The organism is Pseudomonas campi (assembly GCF_013200955.2).
GTDB classification, from domain to species: domain Bacteria; phylum Pseudomonadota; class Gammaproteobacteria; order Pseudomonadales; family Pseudomonadaceae; genus Aquipseudomonas; species Aquipseudomonas campi.
Genome location: NZ_CP053697.2, coordinates 77,559 through 101,039 on the forward strand (window position 1 = coordinate 77,559; position 23,481 = coordinate 101,039).

Annotated in this window: 17 protein-coding genes; 5 read left to right on the forward strand and 12 right to left on the reverse strand. The window is 59.8% G+C overall.

The genetic code is table 11. The features are described 5' to 3' along the window. Positions 1-27: 27 nt before the first annotated feature. The 5 genes from HNE05_RS00335 to HNE05_RS00355 form a co-directional block, all read right to left on the reverse strand. Positions 28-1,428, reverse strand: coding sequence for a CSLREA domain-containing protein (locus HNE05_RS00335; protein WP_173210938.1), 1,401 nt, complete (start codon positions 1,426-1,428; stop codon positions 28-30). A 582-nt stretch (positions 1,429-2,010) separates the two neighbouring features. Beyond that, a complete protein-coding gene (locus tag HNE05_RS00340) occupies positions 2,011-2,409 on the reverse strand; it encodes a hypothetical protein (RefSeq protein WP_173210940.1) in 399 nt (132 codons plus the stop codon). 111 nt (positions 2,410-2,520) lie between these two features. Beyond that, positions 2,521-3,033 carry a hypothetical protein gene (locus HNE05_RS00345; RefSeq protein WP_173210942.1) on the reverse strand — a complete coding sequence of 171 codons (513 nt, stop codon included), beginning with the start codon at positions 3,031-3,033 and terminating at the stop codon, positions 2,521-2,523. A gap of 104 nt (positions 3,034-3,137) precedes the next feature. Next, complete coding sequence (locus HNE05_RS00350; protein ID WP_240008793.1) at positions 3,138-4,139, reverse strand: SEL1-like repeat protein; 1,002 nt, start codon at positions 4,137-4,139, stop codon at positions 3,138-3,140. A gap of 554 nt (positions 4,140-4,693) precedes the next feature. Beyond that, positions 4,694-4,936 (reverse strand): hypothetical protein, encoded by a 243-nt coding sequence (locus HNE05_RS00355; RefSeq protein ID WP_173210947.1) that lies wholly within the window; start codon positions 4,934-4,936, stop codon positions 4,694-4,696. A 441-nt stretch (positions 4,937-5,377) separates the two neighbouring features. Between HNE05_RS00355 and HNE05_RS00360 the strand changes: the two genes are divergently transcribed. Next, positions 5,378-7,978 carry an EAL domain-containing protein gene (locus HNE05_RS00360; RefSeq protein ID WP_173210949.1) on the forward strand — a complete coding sequence of 867 codons (2,601 nt, stop codon included), beginning with the start codon at positions 5,378-5,380 and terminating at the stop codon, positions 7,976-7,978. 295 nt (positions 7,979-8,273) lie between these two features. Here HNE05_RS00360 and HNE05_RS00365 read toward each other — a convergent pair whose 3' ends face one another. The 6 genes from HNE05_RS00365 to zwf form a co-directional block, all read right to left on the reverse strand. Further along, positions 8,274-9,242, reverse strand: a complete 969-nt coding sequence (locus HNE05_RS00365) for a tetratricopeptide repeat protein (protein WP_240008794.1) — start codon at positions 9,240-9,242, stop codon at positions 8,274-8,276. Then, on the reverse strand, positions 9,235-12,273 hold the full coding sequence (locus HNE05_RS00370; RefSeq protein ID WP_173210951.1) for a hypothetical protein: 3,039 nt from the start codon (positions 12,271-12,273) through the stop codon (positions 9,235-9,237). Before HNE05_RS00370 ends, HNE05_RS00365 begins: the two co-directional genes overlap by 8 nt. A 1-nt stretch (position 12,274) precedes the next feature. After that, a complete protein-coding gene (locus HNE05_RS00375) occupies positions 12,275-13,093 on the reverse strand; it encodes a DUF4123 domain-containing protein (RefSeq protein ID WP_173210953.1) in 819 nt (272 codons plus the stop codon). After that, the gene (locus HNE05_RS00380; protein ID WP_173210955.1) at positions 13,078-15,228 is read right to left on the reverse strand and encodes a type VI secretion system Vgr family protein; all 2,151 of its coding nucleotides are present in this window, start codon (positions 15,226-15,228) and stop codon (positions 13,078-13,080) included. The genes HNE05_RS00375 and HNE05_RS00380 overlap by 16 nt, the downstream gene beginning before the upstream one ends. Before the next feature lie 177 nt (positions 15,229-15,405). Then, positions 15,406-15,924, reverse strand: a complete 519-nt coding sequence (locus tag HNE05_RS00385) for an Hcp family type VI secretion system effector (protein ID WP_160077581.1) — start codon at positions 15,922-15,924, stop codon at positions 15,406-15,408. A 280-nt stretch (positions 15,925-16,204) separates the two neighbouring features. Continuing rightward, positions 16,205-17,632, reverse strand: a complete 1,428-nt coding sequence (gene zwf / locus HNE05_RS00390; RefSeq protein ID WP_219637220.1) for a glucose-6-phosphate dehydrogenase — start codon at positions 17,630-17,632, stop codon at positions 16,205-16,207. A gap of 109 nt (positions 17,633-17,741) precedes the next feature. On the opposite strand from zwf, the gene hexR reads away from it, so the two are divergent. Then, on the forward strand, positions 17,742-18,608 hold the full coding sequence (gene hexR / locus HNE05_RS00395) for a transcriptional regulator HexR (protein ID WP_173210959.1): 867 nt from the start codon (positions 17,742-17,744) through the stop codon (positions 18,606-18,608). 199 nt (positions 18,609-18,807) lie between these two features. After that, complete coding sequence (locus HNE05_RS00400) at positions 18,808-19,023, forward strand: PA3496 family putative envelope integrity protein (RefSeq protein WP_173210961.1); 216 nt, start codon at positions 18,808-18,810, stop codon at positions 19,021-19,023. Here HNE05_RS00400 and HNE05_RS00405 read toward each other — a convergent pair. Beyond that, positions 18,977-19,927, reverse strand: a complete 951-nt coding sequence (locus HNE05_RS00405) for a LysR family transcriptional regulator (protein WP_173210963.1) — start codon at positions 19,925-19,927, stop codon at positions 18,977-18,979. The two genes, HNE05_RS00400 and HNE05_RS00405, sit on opposite strands and share 47 nt — an antisense overlap. A 187-nt stretch (positions 19,928-20,114) precedes the next feature. Here HNE05_RS00405 and HNE05_RS00410 point away from each other — a divergent pair, with 187 nt between their 5' ends. Together HNE05_RS00410 and oadA are read left to right on the forward strand one after the other, a co-directional pair. Then, positions 20,115-21,530 (forward strand): acetyl-CoA carboxylase biotin carboxylase subunit, encoded by a 1,416-nt coding sequence (locus tag HNE05_RS00410; protein WP_173210965.1) that lies wholly within the window; start codon positions 20,115-20,117, stop codon positions 21,528-21,530. An 11-nt stretch (positions 21,531-21,541) separates the two neighbouring features. After that, positions 21,542-23,350, forward strand: coding sequence for a sodium-extruding oxaloacetate decarboxylase subunit alpha (gene oadA / locus HNE05_RS00415; RefSeq protein WP_173210967.1), 1,809 nt, complete (start codon positions 21,542-21,544; stop codon positions 23,348-23,350). The last annotated feature ends 131 nt before the right edge of the window (positions 23,351-23,481 follow it).

Below are 23,481 nucleotides of genomic sequence, written 5' to 3' on the forward strand. Positions count from 1 at the left end.
GACCTAGGCCGGCGGGGGATAAGAGCGTTACTGAGCTGTCATTTCGATGGCACCCAAGTCGCACACCGCCACGCCGTCGCCGTTGCCATCCTGGGGTCGGGCCACGCCGCGCTGATCGCGGCCGACGCAATCGCCGATGGCGGCATCCACTGCGGGGCTGCCGGGAAGCAAAGCGTTGGTGAAGTTATAGTCGCTGTGATTGGGCGCGACGCGTGATAGCACCTCGGTGAAGGTTTTTTCGAAGGGGACATACAGGTCGGCGCTGCAGTTGCTGGGCTCGTCGTTGCGCAGCAGGCCGATGGCCTGGTAGCTGAAACTGTCGCCCAGATTGGCGCAATTGGTCACCTCATGGCTGCTGCCCGGCCAGCTGTCGTAGTTGCCAACAATCAGGCTGTTGCGTATCAGCAACTCGCTCCAGTTCAACAGTACTTGTCTGGGTATACCACGCTCAGCGCCTGTCTTCGGCTCGTTCTGGCTGATTGTGACGTGGCTGAGGGTGAGCTTGGAATGTCGGGAGGGGTCACGGGCGACGCCGTTGCTCAATACGCCACCCGCGTTGTGGGTCAGGGTGCTGTTGCTCAGCGTCAGGGCGCCGCCGTCGTTGACCAGCACGGCGTCGGCGTGCTGCCAGTCGGGTAAGTATAAAGAACTGTTACCGGTAAAGGCGCAGCGCTCGAATGTGGCATTGCTCAGGTTGTACAGGGCACCGCCGGCGATGCCTCCGTTTTTGTAGAACTGGGTGTCGCTCACGCGAAGCTTGCCCCGGTTGTAGAGGGCGCCGCCAAGGGCGCGTTGCTTGGCGTTGTCGGCGCGCGCGCGGTTGGAGTAGAACAACGAGGACAGCACCGTCAGCGTGCCATAGTTGGCGATCGCCCCTCCGTTCGCGCGGCTAAGCGGGTACATGCGCTTTTGGTAGGTAACGTTGCCTATTAGCTGGACTTCGCGCACCAGCAATTGCCCGCGGTTTTTCACCGCGCCACCCTCGAAGGGCGTGAAGCCGGCCTCGAGGGTGAGGTGCTCCAGCGTCAGGTTTCCCCCGGGCAGCACCTCTATCAGTCGGTCGGCGTTGCTCGGGTAGGCGAGGCCCTCGCCATACCAGATGATGCGGCTGAGGCTGGTGGGCGAGCCGCTGATGTACAGCTCGCCGGACACGTCCAGGTCGCCGCGCTGATTGTCCTGGTCATCTTCGATGGTGCTCTCATCGCTGTCGAAGGCGGATGGGATGCCGAGGGTGAAGTTACCGGTCGGCAGTTGGATAGTGCTAGGGCCGGGGGTCTGGTTGGCCACCGTGACCGCGTCGCGTAACGAACAATGGCTGTTGCATTGGCCGTCATGGACGTCGCGGGTGGTGGTAACGACCAGCTGGGCGGCGTGAGTGCCAAAGGCTGCCAGCAGTAATGTGCCGAGTAACAGGGGGCGTATGGGCATGGTGCGACTCCTTGCGTGTGAGTGGCTTCCTTTCGTGGCGGATCGCGGCAACAGCACTGGGTTGGTCGTATCCGTTCGCAGATCGAGTCGTTTCTACGGCGTCAGTTCACGCCGTTGGCAGCGGACAAGGGCAATGCGCCCAACAGGGCTTTAGGCAGGGGTAACGTGCGCATGGTATGGCTCCTTCCAATGGACCGGATATTTCCGGACTCCTTCGGGGCGGACAGCGCAGATCCCGCGATTTGGGTTTGCCGCCCTAGCTAGGCGGGTAGATCACAAAAGCGCAACCACTTGCGCCTTGTGCACGGGCGGCCGTTTCCAGGCAAACCATCCGAAGCGCGCAGAGGTGGAGACGAGGTGCGCCGGAAAGGTTCCGTGACGTTAGTCGGCTTGGCTCGACGGCACAGATTGAAACGACCAACGGTCTATCCCCGTCCTTTCTAGCCCTAGCTTGAGCTGCCCGCTGGCGGATTGGCAGAACAAAGGGCCAGTGCAGTCAGGGGCGGCGGCGGGAGGAGACCCGGGTTGGCCTGCGCGGCTTATGGAGTTATCCCGTTTGGTCCGTGAGAGCGGTGCCCAGGGCTACTCGGGTGTGCTCTGTGGGGGCGGCTCCAGCTCAAAAGTGAACTCGTTGGTTGCTTTTGCCAGTAGCAGGGTGGTGACACCGACGGCTGTGGCAATGGCGGAGGTCATAAGCTGGGTATCGCCGCGGATGACCCCCAGCCACTTCAGCGCAATGGCCATCACCGCTGTGACGGCGCTGAGAGTAATCACCAGCATAAATACCATGCCGGTGCTGCCGAGCCGCTCGAAGCGCTTTAGCTGCTCCTCGCAGGCCAGGATCATGGGGCCATCGCACTTCACGCAGTGGATTGGAGTTTTGCCGAGCACTTGCTGCAGCCGAAACGTGTCGAGCGAACTGGTGTGCTGGCAATAAGGGCAGGTGGCCCGAGTGGAGGTGCGGGTTTTATCTTCACTCATATCGATTCATCCGTGAGGTTTATGGGGCCGCGTCGCAGGAATCAGACGGCGGCCGCTAATGAGCGGTGTAGCACAAGGCGTCTATTTCCCATAGCAAGTTCTGGCCCTCGATTATTTTCGCCAGGCCGGGCTGCTCATGCACATTTCTATGTGAGAGTACTGATGCCACTGGTTGCTGCACTCGACGTAGTAGGGGTGTGATGTGTTTTCCAACACCCGCGCTCTTGCCTCGCGGTCAGTTGCTATGCACTCGAGAATTTCTTTGTAGCTCTGATTGTTAAAAGTCGTACATGCCGACTGCACCTCATCCATTGGGCTGAATAGGCCATTATTTTGCTTATCGTCTAGGCAATTCAAAGTGGCCCAGTAATTACCATGTTTTATTTTCGAGAAGGAACAGTTTTCAAAGGCTGGGTGGTCGATCAGTAGCGGCATGCGTTGATAGGCATCATGGTTCAGTTGAAAGCAGGCTGATCGCTCGCTCGAGTTTGCCGGGCCCCTAGGGCCATTGCAGAAGTCGTACGCCATAATGGCGCCGTAGAAAAAGAACGCCGCATAAGTTAATAGGCCAACTAAGAGGGTAAGTTTTATGAGTTGCTTGGCTTTTTGTGTGTTCACTTTCATTTGATTTGTTCTGGCCTGTGGCGGGTCCTGTCACACTTTATTCTAGGCTGGCGCAGTTGAAAAATGGTGGCCTGCGCCCTATGAACTGTAGTCCTGAAAGCTAATCACATGTAAGTGCTGTTAATAATGTCCTGCGCTTGCTCAATGACTTCCTCCACCGTCAAATCGTCTGTTTGCAGCAAGGCTGTAATATTTTTGTTTTGCAGAATATTGACGCCCGGCTTTTCAATCTGTGCGCGACGAGCAATCACGATATAGCTCGTGACCTGGCTGCGTCGTTGAATGTAGGGCTGTTCAATGGCGGTGAGCATGGCTTGTTTGACAAAGCTGTAGCGCTGCTCTGAAGTCATGCCGTTAAAAATGTCCGGATAATCCATTTGAATGACTGCCGAGTAACGACCTACATCTTCTTCGCGCGCTTCGGCGTACATTGCCTCTTTACTGGTTACCGTCGAGCTGAGCTCGGTATAGTGTTCTTCACCCTCAGCTAATTGCTCAGGGGTCATTCGTGCCCTGAGAGCATCCACTTGGTCAGTGGCGATGATTTTGCTCCAGGCGTAGCTGGCGGCCAGGTCATTCTGGCTTTCATAGTGATCGACCAATATTGTCTGGGACTCTGGATAACCATGGAGTGCCGAGCGCTCTAGCCAGAGCAGTGCCAGATCTTTATCTTGTGGGACACCCTTTGTGCCATAGAGATAGGTCTGGTATATGCCATATTCTGCACACCAATCATTTCGGGCTGCGGAGTAGGCTAAGTAATTGAAGGAATCCCTGTTTCTTTCCTGCGTTGATTTACTTTCAGCTTGCTCGCTAATAATGGACAGGTAGCAGAATGCTCTGTTGTGATTGGGTGCGGCCATGATCAAACAGCTTTCGGCCGGCGCATAATCGCCGTTCTCGAATAATCTCAATCCTATACCGTACAGGATGTCGCTATCCATTTGGTTGTTACAGTGCTCGTTGCTAGACGTGGCGGGTAGCACCTGTTGCAGGGTTAGCTTGGGCAAGCTATCGCTTATGCTGTCTTCGTTGTATGCAGTGAATGTATAAATTCCAGCAAGCAAGGCAAGCAGTGTTAGAAGGGCGGCGCCAGTGCGTTTCAATTGATATTCCATTATCGGTGGTTGGGTCGTTCCACGGCACAAGCAGCAGACCGTATTTTCTTCGGACTGGTTCAGCTGAAGAGCCGTAGTTTATCCACTACTGCCTGGATTGCCAAATACGCCACTCTTCGATTTCGCTTCTGACTATGTCGTTTTGCCAAACGTATTTGCGACAGGGTAATCATTTTTTAAAAATACGTGTGGGCTGGTTGGCTTAGGAGCAAAAGGGACAAAGCCATGTCTGCGCGTAGTGTCGCGAGGAGGGGTGACCCCGTTTGTAAGGAAACTAAGATGCTCCATTGCCTTGCTGGTGGTTGGTTCGATAAGGGGGCGGCGAGCGCTCATGGGTGGAACAATGGGGGATTATTCTGCGACCTCATTTTCTGGTCTATTAGATAAACCGACATTTTTCGTGTTGCTCTTCGCTTCATCTAAACGTGTGACTATTACAGTTCAAGAAAATGAATATTGAATGTATTCCTCGGTCATCTTCATGCTCCTCAAGTTTAGTCATTGAGCGGGGAGCAAAGAATTATCTAAGAAAGTGGGCAAATTTATTTTTCAGCTGAGCACGGCGTTTCCCTGCTCTGGCGGGTCGATGGCACTGATGTTTTAGCCGCGATGAATATTGTCGGAGTCTGCTCCAGTGGCACGAACAGATCGGCATAGCTGTCGGCGGTAGTGGTGACTAACAATGTGGTGGTGTGGGTGGTGACGGCGCCAGAGAGCAGCGAAGCGCCGACCCGCGTACGGGGCAGGAATCGGGGAAACATATGCGGCTCCTTGCGGTTGTCCAAGTTCCATTCCTTGGCGGACCAATGTGCTTCCCGCTGGCGGACAAACCTTCGGCATGCCCGCCCACGTTGTGAGCGCTCTAACCGCCGTTGGCAGTCATAAAGCGCAGCACTTTGACTGCTCCCTCCGGGCTGAAGTCGGGGTAAAAAAGGAATTGGCACGCTGAAAAGTCGGGCGGTATGCAGGGGGGCAAATGCGCGCCGCGGCGCAAAACCTGTAGCAGAAGAATTAGGCGCGAGCATTGTTTTCAGGGCCTGTTTTGGCCCTGTAGCACCTTCATTAATGCGGCAGCTGTTGATGTGGATTTCGCCAGCACCGGCGAGCGCGGCGCGCTGTGAAGGGGCTGTTAAATCTGCCCCATTTCTTGCCCCCGTTGAGACTACACTGCGATAGCGAAAATAAAAAAAGTGCCGCCGACTGGCCGCTAACGGAGACATCATTCCGTGCCATTGAACCGGGCGTTTAACATCCTGGTCGCAGTTTTAGTTGCGTGTCTGAGTCTTAAGGCACTGGCGCAACCAGAGCCGATTGAGGTAACTGCAGCGTCAAGCATCCAGGCCCACTTCGAGTTCTGGGAGGACGCTACAGGCGAAGCCTTGATTGATCAGGTGGTTGCCCTGCCTGATGAGCGCTGGTCCCTGGTGCCCACTGGCAGTGCCTCCTTCGGCCTTACCCCGTCGGCCTACTGGCTACGCTTTACCATCAGCAATCAGACGCCGCTCAACCTGAACCTAATTGCCGAACTGGGCTATTCCCAGTTGGACGATGTGGCTTTCTACGCCTACGCGGGGGGCGCTCTAGTAAAAGAGCTGAAGACTGGCGACAGCCGGCCTTTTTATCCACGCGACGTGGATCATCCGAGCATGTCGCTCGGCGTGTCCCTGGCGCCCGAAGAGATGAAGACTGTCTTTGTGCGGGTCGCGACGGGCGGCTCCATGATCGTGCCGCTGCGTATCTGGCGCGAACAGGCGTTTTTTGAAGCCGCCGCCGATGAGCTGAAACTGCATTTTTTCTACTACGGTTGCATCTTCGTCATCATCCTCATCAATCTCGCCGTGTACCTGAGCCTGCGCGAGAAGCTGTATCTCTACTACGCCCTTGCCCTATTCGGCTATCTGTTGTTTTTCGCCTCGATCAAGGGCTTCAGTTTCCAGCACCTCTATCCCTATGCACCGCAACTGCATGCCAAGGCGCTGCTTGTGTCGATACCAGGCCTGGCGCTGTTTTCGCTGCTTTTCTGCCGGGAATTTCTCAACACCAGATTGCACAGCCCACGGCTGGACAAAGTGCTGATCGGGATGATGGTGTTCGAGTTGCTGTTTCTCTTGTCGGCGCCTCTCATGGACTACCACACGGGTGTCCAGGTGGCATCGTTTTCCGCGCTGTTCTTTTTTTCGCTGCTGCTGGTCGCCGGCCCCGTCGTCTGGAAGCAAGGTGTTCGGGCAGGGGGGTTTTTTACCCTGGCCTGGACGCCTTTGACGATCGGCGTACTGGCAACGGCCGGCAGGGCGCTGGGGATCTTTCCTGAGCACTTCTTTACCGCGCACGCCATGCAGATCGGTTCCGGGCTCGAAGCCTTTATCCTGACCCTGGCTCTGGCGGATCGACTGTATCGCGAGCGGGAAGACAAGATTACCGCTCATGCCACCGCCCTGCAGGAGGCTCAGGCGCGCAATATCGCGCAGAACCTGCTCACCGAAGCGTTAGCGCACGACCCGGTGAGCGGGCTGCCCAATCGCAACCGCTTTGAGTGGATGGTGGATCAGCAACTGAAACAGGCCCCGAACGGCCGCTACATGGTGGGCTTGGCCCGGATCACCCGCCTGGATGAAATCAATCGCACGCTTGGCCTGGCCAGGAGTGAATGGATAATGAAACAAGTGGCGAAAAAAATGGTAGAGCTGGCCGCCGGTCTACCCTTCATTCAAGCCGTCAGGGACGATCACGGCCGGGAAGAGCGGGTCTATCGTATTTCGGGAGACTGCTTCTGTTTGCTGGTTGACGTGGATAAAGCGGCGAACGATTTCTCGGCCCTCAATACCGTGTTAAGGCAGTTGGCCGAGCCGATATGGCTGGATCATCTGGCGATTGAACTGCACCCTCGTTTCGGCGCTGCCAGTTACCCAGAGCACGGCAAATCGGCTGCCGAGCTGATCCGTAATGCCCATGTCGGGATGGAAATCACGCCCCGGGACGGCAACGAAACCGGCATCTATTCCCCCAAATACGATATCTACAACGAGAGTCGCCTGACCTTGATCGCGGATCTGCGCAAGGCCTTGCTGCAGAACCAACTCATGCTTTATTACCAGCCCAAACAGGATCTCCTGGCCGGGCATATCGTTGGCGTGGAGGCTTTGATTCGTTGGCACCATGAGGAACGCGGATGGGTGAGTCCGGCAGATTTCATTCCCCTGGCGGAAGAAACGGGCGTCATCACCCAACTGACCAAATGGGTCATTGGACAGGCCATGAAAGATTTGGCGGACTTACACACCGACAACCCGGAGTTGACGCTTGCCATCAACATTTCTGCACGGGACTTGGAGTCTGCCGAGCTTAAGGGCGTCTTGGAGTTGGAGCTTCAGAAACATGGCCTACAGGCCCGCTCGGTAACCCTCGAAATCACCGAAACGGCAGCCATGCTCGACCCCGCCCGCAGCCTGCAGGCGCTGAATGTCTTGGCCGAACAGGGCTATCAGATCTCTATCGATGATTTTGGTAGCGGCTACTCCTCGTTGTCCTATCTCAAGCAACTGCCAGCGTCCGAGTTAAAGCTGGATCGTTCCCTTATCCACGATATCTGCACGAATGAAAGTGCCGACGTGATTGTGTCTACCGCCATCCAGATGGCGCGCAGCCTCGGTTACCGGGTAGTGGGCGAAGGCATTGAGACCGCCGAAACAGCCAGCCACTTGCAGGCAAAGGGCTGCGACTTGCTGCAGGGTTTTTGGTTGTGCAAGCCCACGCCAATTACTGGGCTCAAACCGTGGTTGCAGAACTTCAAGGCAGAAGGGCGCGCGGCTCGGTCCCTGCCCCTATGAGTCAGGACGGGACAGCGGTCTGGTCGTCGCTGCGATAGGCGCAGGGCTGTAGAGCAACACTCGAGTTTGACATGACATATGGAATTTCCTTTTCCATTGAGTGCTTTAGCAAGGTTAGGCCCAGTCAGAAAATGGGTGTCTCCTATTCCCTATTTCGTGTCCCCTATTTCCGCTAGTCGGCATCGGTGGTTTCCGGCAGCAAGAGGGCCCTATGAACTTTTGGCCGCTGCACCTTGTACCTCGGCAAATATCTCGATAATCGGGGGTGGTTCAATCCGTCCCCTTTTTGACTTTTTCAAAATCCATACGCGGGTAGAAAATAGGATGGAGGTGGATTGGATTTTTTCCAGGCTTTAGCAAACGCCATAGCCTGTTTGATCTGATTAGAAGGCATAAGTGAGCTAAGTTCGTTTAGCTTGTTGCGCGAGTATTCTGGCGCTACTCCGCCGCCTTTGAGCTCGGAGAGAATATGGAATAGAGCATAGCTTCGTATGTAGTCTTTCTCGAAATCGAAAGACTCCGGTAGATGCGCGGAGTGTGCTGCATAAGAATATATGGCATCAATATAGCCGCGTTCAGCTGAGCGAATAATCCACTGCCGCACACCTGCATAGTCTTCTCTTTTTGAGAGATAGCTGATGTACAAGAGCATGCTAGGTGGGTAGCCTCCTTCTGAAGAGGATTTGAGTAATTGCTCAATGGTTTCCTCACGCTTCCCTGGGATTAAAAACCATCCATCGCCGTCCCTGTAAAATCCAGCCAATAGATACTGGGCATAATGGTCACCTAGCTCGGCAGACTTTTCTAGCCAGCTTAACCCCTGATCCGCTAGATATAACGCAATCATGGCGCTGGTGTCGCCGCGCTCCGCTCGCTGCCGGCCTTGCTCTAGTGCTCTTTCTCTCCATTCAGTGTCATCACGCACGCAATCAGTGAAAAGACTGCATAGGTCTTGAGTACTGCTGAGGCGTAACATGGCAAAGAGATTGCCTTGGTTCGCTGCAGCTTCGTACCATTGTGCGGCCTCGGCTGTCATATACATGGCGTTAAGGCGTAATGTTTCGCCTAGATAGTATTGGGCATCCACATCTCCCGCTTTAGCCGCGACTCGTAATGGTTCAATTGCCGAAATGCCCATGTGTTGATTGTAAAGCATTAATCCATAATCGCGAGACTGTTCTTGTTCCGGTGTTAAGTCTGCGAGAGCGTGGTTGCTTAGCAATAGGCAGCTCAGCAAGAGTTGCTTGGTGAGGTTTCTAATCAAGCTTAGGTCCTCGATATTTGACTCTGGGTATTGGGGCGATACTTACTGATCCCGGTGCTACAAAAGTTTGATATGAATAGTCGTATTCACAGTGGCTATTTAGTCTGGCTCCGAGAAACTCTAAATGCTGCCGATAGCGGGCGCGCATTTCATTGTTTATTGTAATGTCTGGCATGACTTTTTTTTCCATAAATCGATTCAGCTCATAGCGGCCTATACAATAGGCCTTGCCGGCCTCAGTTGAGCGAGCCCCTTCGCGATTCATGCATATCAGGGCTTCCTCGAAGGCCTGACTAGCATTTGCCTTGCCGCGAATCCACCCTAGGCAGCGTTCGATCGCTTCCTGTTGCAATAAGCTAACTTGGTCCCAGCTAAGGCTTTTGCTTTGCCCTTCAGGCGTAAACGATTTGGGGGGGCTTATCAACGTCAGTAACAGCGGGCCCAATGCATCCGGTGTCAAATTGCATACCCATTGGCGAAGTACTTCTGGCTGTTCATGGCGCATCAGGGTGTAAGCGATCTGCCCGCCGCGCCCGCCGCTGGTCAGCGACTGATAAAGCCCTTTGAGCAGCCCATAGCCGCGAATGGTATTGGTCAGGTAGAGCATGGCCACATCCATGCCCAGGGCGCCGAACAGGCTGAGCTGGCGAATCAGGTGCATGGCGTCGCCCTCTACCCACTCCAGATCGCGGTAGCCGTTGGCGGCGCGTTCGCGGTGCAGCAGGTCCAGCAGGGCGATGACGCTTTCGTAGCCAATTTCCAGCGAGGCGGCGCCCTTGGCGCCGGCGCCCCAGACCAGGCTGGCTTCCAGCGTGAGAATGAAGCGCCCGTTCTTGGCGGACAGATTGAACTTGCCCTTGCCCTGTAAGCCTACCGCCACGGCGGCTTGCAGATCCAGTTTGGCCAAGGTGCGCCAGCCCTGCGGGTTGGCTCGCCCCGGCACGGGCGGCGGCGGCAGTACGCTGGGGGGCGGGCACCACTGCAACTCGCCGCTGAGTTTGCAGCCGGCCTGGGCGCCGACGAAAAGGTCGAACTTGGCCAGCTCCGCGCTGCCTTTAGCAGTATCGACACCAGACAGGCTGCTGTAGCCGGTCTGTTGGTCCAGCGACAGCTCGCGCGCGAGCACCAGGCTGGCGCCGGCAAAGCCCCAGGCCTTGGCCACCAGGCTGGCGGACAGTTTGCCGAACTCGAAGGTGCGTAGGCTGCCTTCATGGGCCTGGTAATCCAGACGTATGGGCTGTGCTGTTTCGCGTATCGGCAGTTGCAGGTCGAAGAGGGTGACTTCCCCACGCCAGGCGGCCACTTCGATGTTGGTTTCGACGGAGGCCAGCTGCGGCCCGCCGTTCCATTGCGGGCCTTCCAGCGTGGCCGACTGGTGCAGCTTGGCGCCTTCCGGCAGCAGGCAGCGGAGCATCTGTGCCTGAGGGCTGTTGTCGAACAGCATCAGGCTGCGCAGCTGGCGGTCCTCGAAAATCATGGCTTGCAGCGTCTTGCCCCAGCGCTGCTTGATGCTGCCGTCCTGCAGACTCTTGACCCGAATGCCTTGGGCATCGAGGGCTTCAAAGAAGGGCTTCGGCTGGAACAGTCCGGCTTCGTCGAACCAGGGACCTTTCTCATCCAGCGACATGGCGCCTTCCAGGGCGAGCCAGTCGCTGAATGCAGCGTCGGTATCGGCCTGTTTGGCGATGGGTTTGGGCAGCGCTTTCAGGTCTGTCAGTGCTTCGTTGAGCAAGCCAGCGCCCTGCCTGGTCAGATCCTTCAGGCTGAGGTGGGTCAGCGCGTTGGACACCGAAGAGAGGCTGAACTCGCGTAGCGGAATATTGGTCTTGGCCAGGCGCTCGAGCGGCTTGGGCTGATAGCACTCCGGCTCCCAGAGCAACATGCGCGGGGGTAAGAGGCTCCGAACACGGAGTTCCGCCTTGTTGCGTATCTCGTCGGCCTCGTCATTGAGTTTGTACCACTGTGCTTGCAGGTCACTGAACAGCATACCTGGCGGGGCCGCATTCTCGGCGGTGGCGGATGTCCACTCGTGGTAGCGATCTTCGATCTTGGTTTCGAGCGACGCACGTTTTTGGAGGTGTTTGATGTAGGCCTGAAAGTCCTCTGTTCCCTGGTATTGATCATCCGGGCTGAGGGCGAACTCTGCGACGGCAATGCCGCATTCGGCAAGCTCGACGATGGCGTTGATGTAGGGGGCCATCAGGCCTTCGAGTTCGAGGATGTTCCGGCGTACGCCGAGCAGTGTCCTGGAGTCCACTTCGCCACGCTGGATCAGGGTCTGATGCAGGGTCTTGTAGTCGCGCAGGTGTTCCCAGGCCGTGGCTACCTTGCGGTTGCCCGGGTCGAACATCTCGAAGCCGTGGGCGAGTGCCTTGTTGCGCTCGCTGATGTAATGATCGACCGCATCGCGGGCCTGCAAAGCCCGAGGTGTATAGAAAGTCCCGTTTTCACGGATATAGCCCAGCTCCTCGGCCCTGCGATAGGCGATGGTCTCCAGCTCTGCAATGCGCTGCTCAAGCTCTGCGCTGCGCTGTTTGCTATGGAACAGTTCGCGCTCCTTGCGGGCTGCGGTATCGAAGTCCCCTTTGCTGCGTGCCTCTTTCCAGGCCTCGCGAGCTTTCTTCTGGGCTTCTCTTTCCTGCGTTATCGCCTCTTTGGCTTCCAGGTAACGGCGGCGTTGGCCAACCGCATCGTCGCTGGCATCGAGGAATGACTCGGGGCCTGGCGTGAGGAAGTAATCGAGCAGGCCTGCATCGGCGATGCTGCTCATGCGCTCGGCTCTGTCGGCCTTGATGGCGACTTTCTCGCGCAGGGTTGTGGAGGCCTCGTCGAGTTTTTCTTTCAGGCGCTTGGGTATGAGCCAGAAGCGACGTTGCCCCGTGACGTACAGGATGTCGTCATAGAGAGGGCTGCACATGGGCTTCTGGTCCGACCAGAAGTCCTCGCCATCTATAAAGGGCGAGTCGGGCTCGGCGGGCAGCGCTACCGGTGCTAGTGCTTCCTTGCTTTGGGGGGCTGACGTTCCTGTCATCTCATGCTTCCAGAATTTGCACTTTCTTGTAGGGGGGTATGTTGGCGCGTAGCAACTCCATGACTTCGCTACTCTCGTTCCAACGGGCGTTGCCGAGCATTGGTAGTAGGCGCTGCAAATGTCGACCTTCCTCGATGCCGTGTTTGGTGAGCAACTGCAGGTTATCGATCACCAAGGGCAGCGCCGTATCGGAGATTGGCGAGCCTTGCGTTTGGCTGTTGATCCAGTACCACCACCTAGTGAGTTTGAAGGCTTCCAATGTTTCGCTGGTTACTGTTGGCGTTTGGGCTGCGGCACCCGGAGTCTCGTCGGGGGCAGGCCAGACGCGCCAGGAGCCTGCTGCAGAAGTTGCAGGCGGCGTGTAGACCCGCGACCATGGACCATAGAGTGCTGCATCCGGCCAGGTCAGGGCCCATGCGACCCAAAAGGCGGGGTCGTAGTAACGAGCCAAGCTGAAGCCTCGCTCAGGGTCGGCCACTTTGAGTAAATGGCGGGCTTGTTGCAGAGCCGCATCTGTATTCATTGTCTCCAGTGCTATGCCGCTGCGTTTGTCACTGCATATTCTGGCTGCGAGACTGGCAGCTTCGCTGCGCGCGTAGGTGACAATCCATATCGGGCCATGGTCTTGCAGGGATGAGAACTCGGTTCCCTGGAGGAGCAGGTCTATCTTAGGTATTTCACTGAGGCTATAGAGTTTTTCCAGGACATCGGGCTGCCGAATCTGATCGATCAAGAAGCACAACGGTTGACCAGTTGTCCCCCCCACTCCCTCAACGCCAACCGCAGGCTGCTGAAGCATTTTTCTCAGCCATTCATGCATGGGCATACCTCCCTGGTACACGCGCCATTGGCTTGTTTGCCGCACAGTTTTGCCAGAGGTTCACCGGCACGGCTAACACGCTTGAATAGGTTCGGGAGGGCTGGCTGAGCAATCATGCCGGCCTTATCCGAGTCCGCTGCCCAGGGGATTATTGGCTTCAGGATATTGATACCCGAACCGCTCCCCGGGCTGCCTCCCGAGTTGATCTTCACCGTCGCGCCGCTGAGGGTGATGCCGCTGGCGTCGAGTTTGACGAAGCTGCCGCCGGCCTTGAAGGTGAGTTCGGCGCCGGCTTCGAGCACGACTTTCAGGCCGCTGGACAGGTGGATTTCGTTGCCGGCTTCGACGAACTGGCCGGTGCCGATCTTCACGTGCTGGTTGTTGGCCACTGTGAGGTGGTCGTTGGCGCGGATTTCCACCTTGCGGTCGGCGTGGGTGGTGCGGTGTTCCTCGGCTTTCAGGTCGGTGTAGCTGTTGGCTTCGACTGTGTCGTGGCGCTCGTGGCCGATGCGGATCTTCTGGTCGTTTTCGACGTTTTCGTCCCAGTCTTTCTGCGCGTGCAGGTAGATCTGTTCCTGGCCTTTGCGGTCTTCGATGCGCAGTTCGTTGTAGCCGCCGCCACCGGGTGAGCTGAGGGTTTTGAATACCGTGCGGGTCTTGTTCGCCGGCAGGTCGTAGGGCACCACGTGCTCGGCGTGGTACAGGCAGCCGGTGAGCAGCGGCTGGTCGGGGTCGCCTTCGAGGAAGGTGATCAGCACTTCCATGCCGACCCGCGGGATGGCGATGCCGCCGTAGCGGTCACCGGCCCAGCTGCTGGAGACGCGCAGCCAGCAACTGGTCTTGTCGTCGGCCTGGCCTTCGCGGTCCCAGTGGAACTGCACCTTTACCCGGCCGTACTGATCGCAGTGGATTTCCTCACCCTTGGGGCCGGTGACCACGGCGCTCTGGCTGCCGAGGATGCGTGGTTTGGGGTGGTTCAGCGGCGGGCGATAGGGGATGTCCCAAGGGGTGGCGCTGAAGCGGTTGCGGTAGCCCTGGTGGAAGGATTCGGCGTTGCTGGATAGACCCTCTCCCCCGTCCCCTCTGCCATGAATGGGGGAGGGGGGAAGGCCGGCGGAGAAGTCGGTGACGGATTCTTCCAGCACTTGCGGCTGTTTGCCTTCGTGGTGGATTTCGTTGAGCAGCCACAGCTGGTTCCAGTCGGCGCGCGGGTGGGCGGTCAGTTCGAGGAAGTGGCCGCTGAGTAGCAGGGGCTGATCACTCTGGCCTTCGGCCAGTTGGTAGTCGGCGCGGTGGCGTTCCAGGGCGCGCTGGGACAGGTGTTTGCCGCGGCTGCGGTCGGTGAAGCGGCCGGGGTAGTCGTAGTCTTCCAGGTCCGGTTTGGCATCGCCGTCTGGGCTTTTCGATAAAGCATGTGCCGCCTCCAGTTGCAGGCGCGGCTTCTCGAAGTCGTAGTCGCGGCGGGTGACGCGGCTGGTGCGAGTGGCCAGGCGCAGGCCGAAGCGTTTGATCACCGGGTCATCGGCGACCAGGCCGGAGTCTTGCTGGTAGGCCACCGGGGCCAGGCGCGGGAAGGCGGTCTGGTCATCGGCGAAGACCAGCACATGGCCGTCCGGGCTGTGCTGGAAGTGGTAGTGGATACCTTCTTCCTCGCACAGGCGCTGGATGAAGTGCAGGTCGCTCTCGTCGTACTGCACGCAGTAGTCGCGCTTGGGGTAGCTGGCGCCGAGCTGGAACTGGTAGGCGCCCTGCACGATGCCGTGCTCTTCCAGGATGCTGGCGATGATCTCGGCCACGCTGAGCTGCTGGAAGATGCGCTGGTTGCTGCGGTGCGCCAGGTAGGCCAGCTGCGGGCGCAGGACCAGCTGGTAGCGGGTCAGGCGCTTGCCGGATTCGCCACGGCCGGCCTGATGGATGTAGGCGTGGATGCCATTGCCCTGGCTGGACAAGGCGAGAAAGGCGCGCTGGTGCAGCAGGCCTTGGAGATCGAGGTCAGGCTGTTCGCTGACCAATTCCAGGGTGAAGACGAAGGGCTGGCTGAGGGCCTCGAAGCCCTTGAATTCGAGCACTTGCAGGTCGTGCGCGACGCCGTCGATGCTCAGGCTGAAATGGGTCTGATTGGCTGGGGCGAACATCCGTTGTTCCTTCTGCCGAAATGGCATCGGCCAGGAGACCTGGCCGATGCGGGTAGTGCGGTCTGCGTTCCTGCAGGCCTGTGCATTGTCCGGGATGCGTCACGGGCGTGCCGTGACGCGGGGGGCAAAAATGCCCCTTTCCCAACCCTCTCCCATAAATGGGAGAGGGGCACTGCCTTAGGCGGAGATCGGCGAACGCCAGTCGTCCGAGCCGGAAGTGCCGGACACTTCATGGGTCCAGACGATCTTGCGGTAGGTGAAGTAGACGTCTTCCAGGTGGGTGAAGTGGGCCATGCCCGGATCCTGGCAGTTCGGCATGCGCGACTGCACGTCGACGATCACCGCGTCTTCCAGTTCGATGGTGTAGTAGTGCTCCTGGGTGCCGGTGGCGGAGGTGCGGTACCACTCGATGCGGCACTTGTTCAGGCGCTCGCCGGAGGTCAGCGAGTTGAAGATCAGCGGCGAGGATTTGTCGAACACCTTGGTGATCATCAGCGGCTTGTGTACGCGCTGGCCGGTCGGTTGGCCGGACTGCGGGTCACGCGGGATGATGACCTGGTGGTTGAAGGCCTGTACCAGCACCTGGTCTTCATGACCTTCCTGGAAAATGTTGCCGACCGAATCCTCGGTGAAGGTGCCAGCGGTGATCAGACCTTGTTTGGTGCCTTCGAGGGTCATATACGCGGGTGTTGGCATGAGTGCTCTCCTTGCCTGGGTCATGGACCTTGTCTGGTCCGGGAGCCAAAGAGCGATCAAGAGCTGTGCCAGTATTTAAATTGTGTTTAAAAACAATTAGTTAAATAATTTTAAGCGGGGCGTGAAAGGCGCTGTGCCAAACACCGCACAAAAAGCTGCGCAACAGTTTGCGCAGGTCTGTGCAGAAAGCGGCGCAGCGGGCGCAGGGCCAGGCGTGGCAGGCGCTCTAGCGCAGTGAGCGGGTGTTGGCTGCGCGGCGCCTGTGCAGAAAGTGGCGCAGTCAGTCCTGCCAGGAGCGCCCTTGCAGTTCCAGCAGGCTCTGCGCCTGTTCCGGGCCGTCGGTGCCGGCCGGGTAGGGGCGTGGATTCTGGTAGTACTCCAGCCAGCCCTTGAGGATCGGGTCGACCCAGGCCCAGGCCGCCTCGACTTCGTCGCGGCGCATGAACAGCGTCGAGTCGCCTTCGATCACGTCCAGCAGCAGGCGCTCGTAGGCGTCCCAGCGGCGTTTCTGCGGGAATACCTGGGCCAGGTTGAGATCCAGCTCCATGGGCGTCAGGCGCATGCCCTTGCCGGGGTTCTTGCCCATCAATTGCAGGCTGATGCGCTCCTCCGGTTGCAGGCGGATGACCAGGCGATTGGCCTGGCTGACCTCGAACAGGCGGTGCGGCACCGGCTTGAACTGGATGACGATTTCCGAACTCTTCTTGGCCATGCGCTTGCCGGTGCGCAGGTAGAACGGCACGCCGGCCCAGCGCCAGTTGTCGACCTCGACCTGCAGGGCGACGAAGGTCTCGGTATCGCTGTCGTTGTCGACCTGTTTTTCGAAGTAGTACGCCGGCACTTCCTGTCCGCCGATCTTGCCGGCGGCATAGGTGCCGCGCACGGTCTTGTCCTGCACGTCGAGGCCGCTGATGGGTTTCAACGCTTCGAGGATCTTCACCTTTTCGTTACGCACCGCTTCGGCGTCGAAGCGCACCGGCGCTTCCATGGCCACCAGGCAGAGCAGCTGCAGCAGGTGGTTCTGCACCATGTCACGCATGGCGCCGGCGTGGTCGTAGTAGGCGCCGCGATTCTCTACACCGAGGGTTTCGTTGACGCTGATCTGCACGTGGTCGATGTGCCCGGCGCGCCAGATCGGCTCGAACAGGGCATTGGCGAAGCGCAGCGCCATCAGGTTCTGCACGGTCTCCTTGCCCAGATAGTGGTCGATGCGAAACACCTGCGCCTCGCTGAACACCGCACCGATCGCCGCGTTGATCTCCTGGGCCGACTCCAGCGAATGGCCGATCGGTTTTTCCAGAACGATCCGCGTGTTGTCGCCGGCCAGACGGGCGATCGCCAGGTTCTCGGCAATCGCCTCGAACAGATTGGGCGCGGTGGCCAGGTAATAGATGCGTCCGCGCTGGCAGCTGCCGGCATCGAGGAACTTGGCCAGGCGGCCGAATTCGGCACTCTGCGAGGCATCCATGGCGAAGTAGTCGAGGCGCGCGGCGAAGCTGGCCCAGGTGTCATTGTCGAAGGCGGTGCGCGCCACCTGGGCGCGGCAGCGGCGCTCGGCCAGGGCCTGGTAGGCGCTGCGGGTGAGCACATTGCGCGCCACCGCCAGGATGCGCATGTCGGGGGCTAGGCGGCCGTCGCGGTGCAGGTGGTAGAGCGCCGGCAGCAGCTTGTGCAGGGCCAGGTCGCCAGTGCCGCCAAAAACCAGCATGTCGCAGGGGGTGTTCAACAGGATGACTCCGGGTTTGCCTGTGCGGTACAACCGTTCATGTAGTATAACTACAAGGCCACTACAGCCTGATCATAACCGAGTCCCGCCCGTGAATCTGTTGCAGCACATCGCCCAGTCCCGCCATCTGCTTCGCAAGTCCGAACTCAAGGTTGCCGACTACGTCCTGCAGGACCCCTCGGCGGTGATGCACAGCTCCATGGCCGACCTGGCCCACGAGGTCGGCATCAGCGAGCCAACCATCGTACGCTTCTGCCGCGCCATCGGTTGCACGGGCTTCCAGGACCTCAAGCTGCGCCTGGCGCAGAGCCTGGCGGCGGGCGCCAGCTTCGGCCAGTTCGCGATCCAGGAAGACGACTCGGTCACCGAGTTCAGCCTGAAGATTTTCGACACCACCCTGCATACCCTGATGGAAGTGCGCGAGCGCCTCGACACTCAGGCCCTGCAGAAGGCGATCAACGCCATCGCCAACGCCAAGCGCATCGAGTTCTACGGTTTCGGCGCTTCCGGCGCCGTGGCGGCGGATGCCCAGCACAAGTTCTTCCGCCTGCTGCTGACCGCCGCGGCCTATTCGGACCCGCACATGCAGGCGATGAGCGCGGTGACGCTCAAGCCTACCGATGTGGCCATCTGCATTTCCCAGTCCGGGCGCTCCAAGGATCTGCTGATCACCGCCAACCTGGTGCGCGAGTCCGGCGCCACGTTGATCACTCTGTGCCCCGGGCAGACGCCGCTGGCCGACCTGGCCGACGTCAACCTGGCCATCGACGTGCAGGAAGACACCGAGATCTACACCCCGCTGACCTCACGCATCGCCCACCTGGTGGTGATCGACGTGCTGGCCATGGGCGTGGCGATGGCCCGCGGCCCGGACCTGGTCAACCACCTGAAAAGCGTCAAGCGCAGCTTGCGCAGCCTGCGTCTGTCACCCAAGTCGGTGCGTGCCGCCGAGGATTGAGGCGCACTTGGTGGAAAACGCTGCGCGGTTTTCCACCCTACGTGGGCTTCGAGCTTTTGTAGGGTGGATAACGCCTTGCTTATCCATCACCGGCAACGTCTGATGTCCCAGGCTTCACCCGATCTTCACCATCCTGTCGGCAAACCGTCATGGCTCCCCCGCATGCTGATGCTCCCCGCATCCGCACTGGAGTCGTGCCATGTCCCGCCATCACGCTGACCAGCAACATTCCGCCAGCCGTACTCGCCGCCAGCAGGAAGACCTGCGCCGCATGCAGTTCCGCCGGGCGATCGAGGATTATTCGGAGCAGCGCCGCCTCAGTCAGGAAGTCGCCGATTTTCCCGAGCTGATCGCCGCCAACTACCTGACTACGCTGCAGTCGGCGCAGCCGCGAAGCGCTCGCCCAGAGCGCTGATCTGCAGGCGCTCGACGCGGATAAAGTCGAGAAACGCCTGGGCCACCGGTGACAGGCGTTTGCCGCGGTTGTGCACCACGCACCAGCTGCGCAGCAGCGGCAGCTCCTCGACCGGCAGTTCGCGCAACAGGCCGGCGGCCAGCTCCAGGCGCACCGCGTGGCGCGGCAGCAGGGCCAGGCCGAGGCCAGCGATCACCGCTTCCACCTGGGATTCGCTAGAGCCGATCTCGATGAGCTGGGCGAAATGCGCGCGCTTCTGGTGGCAGTATTCCTCGCAGGCCTTGCGCGTGCCCGAGCCTGGCTCGCGCACCAGCAGGGGAAAGTCGCTGAGATCGCTAAGGCGCAGGCGCTCCACTGAACACAGGGGGTGCGTCGGCGGCGCCACGGCGACGATCGGGTTGTTGAAGAAGGGAAAGAAATCCAGCGCCAGCTCGCTCGGCACCTGCGACATGATCAGCAGGTCGTCGCGGCTCGCCGACAGGCGTTTGACCGCCATGGCATGGTTGACCACCACCAGCTGCAGGCTGACTTCCGGGTGCTGGGCGCGGAAGGCGGCGAACAGGTGCGGCACCAGGTACTTGGCGCTGGACTCGACCGCCAGGTTGAGCTGGCCCTGCAGCGAGCCCTGCAGGTCGGAAAGTTGCATGTCGAGGCTCTCCAGGCGGCCGAAGACATCTTCGCTGGCTTTCAGTAGCACCTCGGCGGCCGGAGTCAGGTAGAGCTTCTTGGCCACGTAGTCGAACAGCGGCTGGTCGATCAGCTCTTCCAACTGGCGAATCTGCAGGCTCACGGCCGGCTGGGTGAGGGCCATTTCCTCGGCGGCACGGCTGTAGGAACGGCTTTCGCAGACTGCCCGGAAAATCTGCAGTTGCCGAAATGTCATGCGCATCAGCGACTTACGCATTGCTGTGGCTCGTCAGAAAGGTGGGCTGGCTCAACTATAAGTCTTTACTAATGGCTAACCCAACAAATATTGATTTTGGTTAATCACCGTGCCGGCGTAGGGTAAAGCCAAGACCGCTACCAGGCGTACGGTCACCCGTCGACCGCCGCGTGCGGTCGTTTGTTCACGTGATCGAGGAACCAGGCTCGTGATCAAGAAAATCCTCATTGCCAACCGTGGCGAGATTGCCGTCCGTATCGTGCGCGCTTGCGCCGAGATGGGCATCCGCTCGGTGGCGGTCTACGCCGAAGCGGACCGCATGGCGCTGCACGTCAAGCGCGCCGACGAGGCCCACAGCATCGGTGACGACCCGCTGGCCGGCTACCTCAACCCGCGCAAGCTGGTGAACCTGGCGGTGGAGACCGGCTGCGATGCCCTGCACCCTGGCTACGGCTTCCTCTCGGAAAACGCCGAGCTGGCCGATATCTGCGCCGAGCGCGGGATCAAGTTCATCGGTCCGTCGGCGGAAGTGATCCGCCGCATGGGCGACAAGACCGAGGCGCGGCGCAGCATGATCGCCGCTGGCGTGCCCTGCACGCCCGGCACCGAGGGCAACGTGGCGGATATCGCCGAAGCCCTGCGCGAAGGCGACCGCATCGGCTACCCGGTGATGCTCAAGGCCACCAACGGCGGTGGCGGTCGCGGCATCCGTCGCTGCAACAGCCGCGAGGAGTTGGAGCAGGCCTACCCGCGGGTGATCTCCGAGGCGACCAAGGCCTTCGGTCGCGCCGAGGTGTTCCTCGAGAAATGCATCGTCAACCCCAAGCACATCGAGGCGCAGATCCTTGCCGACAGCTTCGGCAACACCGTGCATTTGTACGAGCGCGACTGCTCGATCCAACGGCGCAACCAGAAGCTGATCGAGATCGCCCCCAGCCCGCAGCTGACCCCCGAACAGCGCGCCTATATCGGCGACCTGGCCGTGCGTGCGGCCAAGGCGGTGGGCTACGAGAACGCCGGCACCGTGGAGTTCCTGCTCGCCGAGGGCGAGGTGTACTTCATGGAGATGAACACTCGGGTGCAGGTGGAGCACACCATCACCGAAGAAATCACCGGCATCGACGTGGTCCGCGAGCAGATCCGCATCGCCTCGGGCATGGAGCTGTCGGTCAAGCAGGAAGACATCCAGTACCGCGGCTTCGCCCTGCAGTTCCGCATCAACGCCGAGGACCCGAAGAACAACTTCCTGCCCTCGTTCGGCAAGATCACCCGCTACTACGCCCCCGGCGGCCCCGGCGTGCGCACCGACACGGCGATCTACACCGGCTACACCATTCCGCCCTACTACGACTCCATGTGCCTCAAGCTGATCGTCTGGGCCCTGACCTGGGAAGAGGCGATGGACCGCGGCCTGCGTGCGCTGGACGACATGCGCCTGCAAGGGGTGAAGACCACCGCCGCCTACTACCAGGAAATCCTGCGCAACCCCGAGTTTCGCAGCGGCCAGTTCAACACCAGCTTCGTCGAAGCCCACCCGGAACTGACCAACTATTCGATCAAGCGCAAACCGGACGAGCTGGCCCTGGCCATCGCTGCCGCCATCGCCGCCCACGCCGGCCTGTGAGGAATTGAGAAATGGCTAAAAAAATCACCGTTACCGACACCATCCTGCGCGACGCCCACCAGTCGATCATCGCCACGCGCATGCGCACCGAAGACATGCTTCCCATCTGCGACAAGCTCGACAAGGTCGGCTACTGGTCGCTGGAAGTCTGGGGCGGCGCCACCTTCGACGCCTGCGTGCGCTTCCTCAAGGAAGATCCGTGGGAGCGTCTGCGCAAGCTCAAGGCCGCGCTGCCCAACACCCGCCTGCAGATGCTCCTGCGCGGGCAGAACCTGCTCGGCTACCGCCACTACAGTGACGACGTGGTGCGCGCCTTCGTGGCCAAGGCGGCGGTCAATGGCATCGACGTGTTCCGCATCTTCGACGCGATGAACGACGTGCGTAACCTGCGCGTGTCCATCGAAGCGGTGAAAGCCGCCGGCAAGCACGCCCAGGGCACCATCAGCTACACCACCAGCCCGGTGCACACGGTCGCGGCCTTCGTGAAACAGGCCAAAGACATGCAGGCCATGGGCATCGACTCCATCGCCATCAAGGACATGGCCGGGCTGCTCACGCCGTTCGCCACCGCCGAGCTGGTCAAGGCGCTGAAGGCCGAGATCGACCTGCCGGTGTTCATCCATAGCCACGACACCGCCGGCATGGGCTCGATGTGCCAGCTCAAGGCCATCGAGGCTGGTGCCGACCATATCGACACCGCCATCTCCAGCTTCGCCTGGGGCACCAGCCATCCGGGCACCGAGTCGATGGTCGCCGCCCTGCGCGGCAGCGAGTTCGACACCGGCCTTGACCTGCCGCTGATTCAGGAAATCGGCATGTACTTCCACGCCGTACGCAAGAAGTACCACCAGTTCGAGAGCGAGTTCACCGCCGTCGACACCCGCGTGCAGGTCAACCAGGTGCCGGGCGGCATGATGTCCAACCTGGCCAACCAGCTGAAAGAGCAGGGCGCGCTGAATCGCATCAACGAAGTGTTTGCGGAAATCCCGCGGGTGCGCGAAGACCTCGGCTTCCCGCCGTTGGTGACGCCGACCTCGCAGATCGTTGGCACCCAGGCGGTGTTCAACGTGCTGGCCGGCGAGCGCTACAAGACCATCACCAACGAGGTGAAGCTGTACCTGCAAGGTCGCTACGGCCTGGCGCCGGGCAAGATCAACGAGCAGCTGCGCAAGCAGGCGATCGGCAGTGAGGACGTTATCGATGTGCGCCCCGCCGACCTGATCCCGCCGGAGCTGGCCAAGCTGCGCGCCGAAGTCGGCGCCCTGGCCAAGTCCGAGGAAGACGTGCTGACCTACGCCATGTTCCCCGACATCGGCCGCAAGTTCCTCGAGGAGCGCGCCGCCGGCACACTGACTCCCGAAGTGCTCCTGCCGATTCCGGAAGCTGGCGGCGTGGCGGCGGTGGGCGGTGAGGGCGTGCCGACCGAGTTCATCATCGACGTGCACGGCGAGAGCTACCGCGTCGACATCACCGGCGTTGGCGTGAAGGGCGACGGCAAGCGCCACTTCTACCTGTCCATCGACGGCATGCCGGAAGAAGTGGTGTTTGAGCCGCTCAACGACTTCGTCGGCGGTGGCGGCAGCAAGCGCAAGCAGGCCAGCGCGCCGGGCGATGTGTCCACCACCATGCCGGGCAATATCGTCGAGGTGCTGGTGAAAGAGGGCGACCAGGTGAAAGCCGGCCAGGCCGTACTGATTACCGAGGCGATGAAGATGGAAACCGAGGTGCAGGCGCCGATCGCCGGTACGGTGAAAACTATCCACGTGGCCAAGGGTGATCGAGTGACCCCTGGTGAAGTGCTGGTGGAGATCGAGGCCTGATCGGCCAAGAGCCGGTCTACGACCTCTTGATCGTCGGCCATGCTGCGTTGAAATTGGGCTCGGGCTGCTCATTTACAGCTCGTAAACTCCGCGCCCTCGCCCAATTTCGCCTTGCCTGGCTCTAGCTCAAA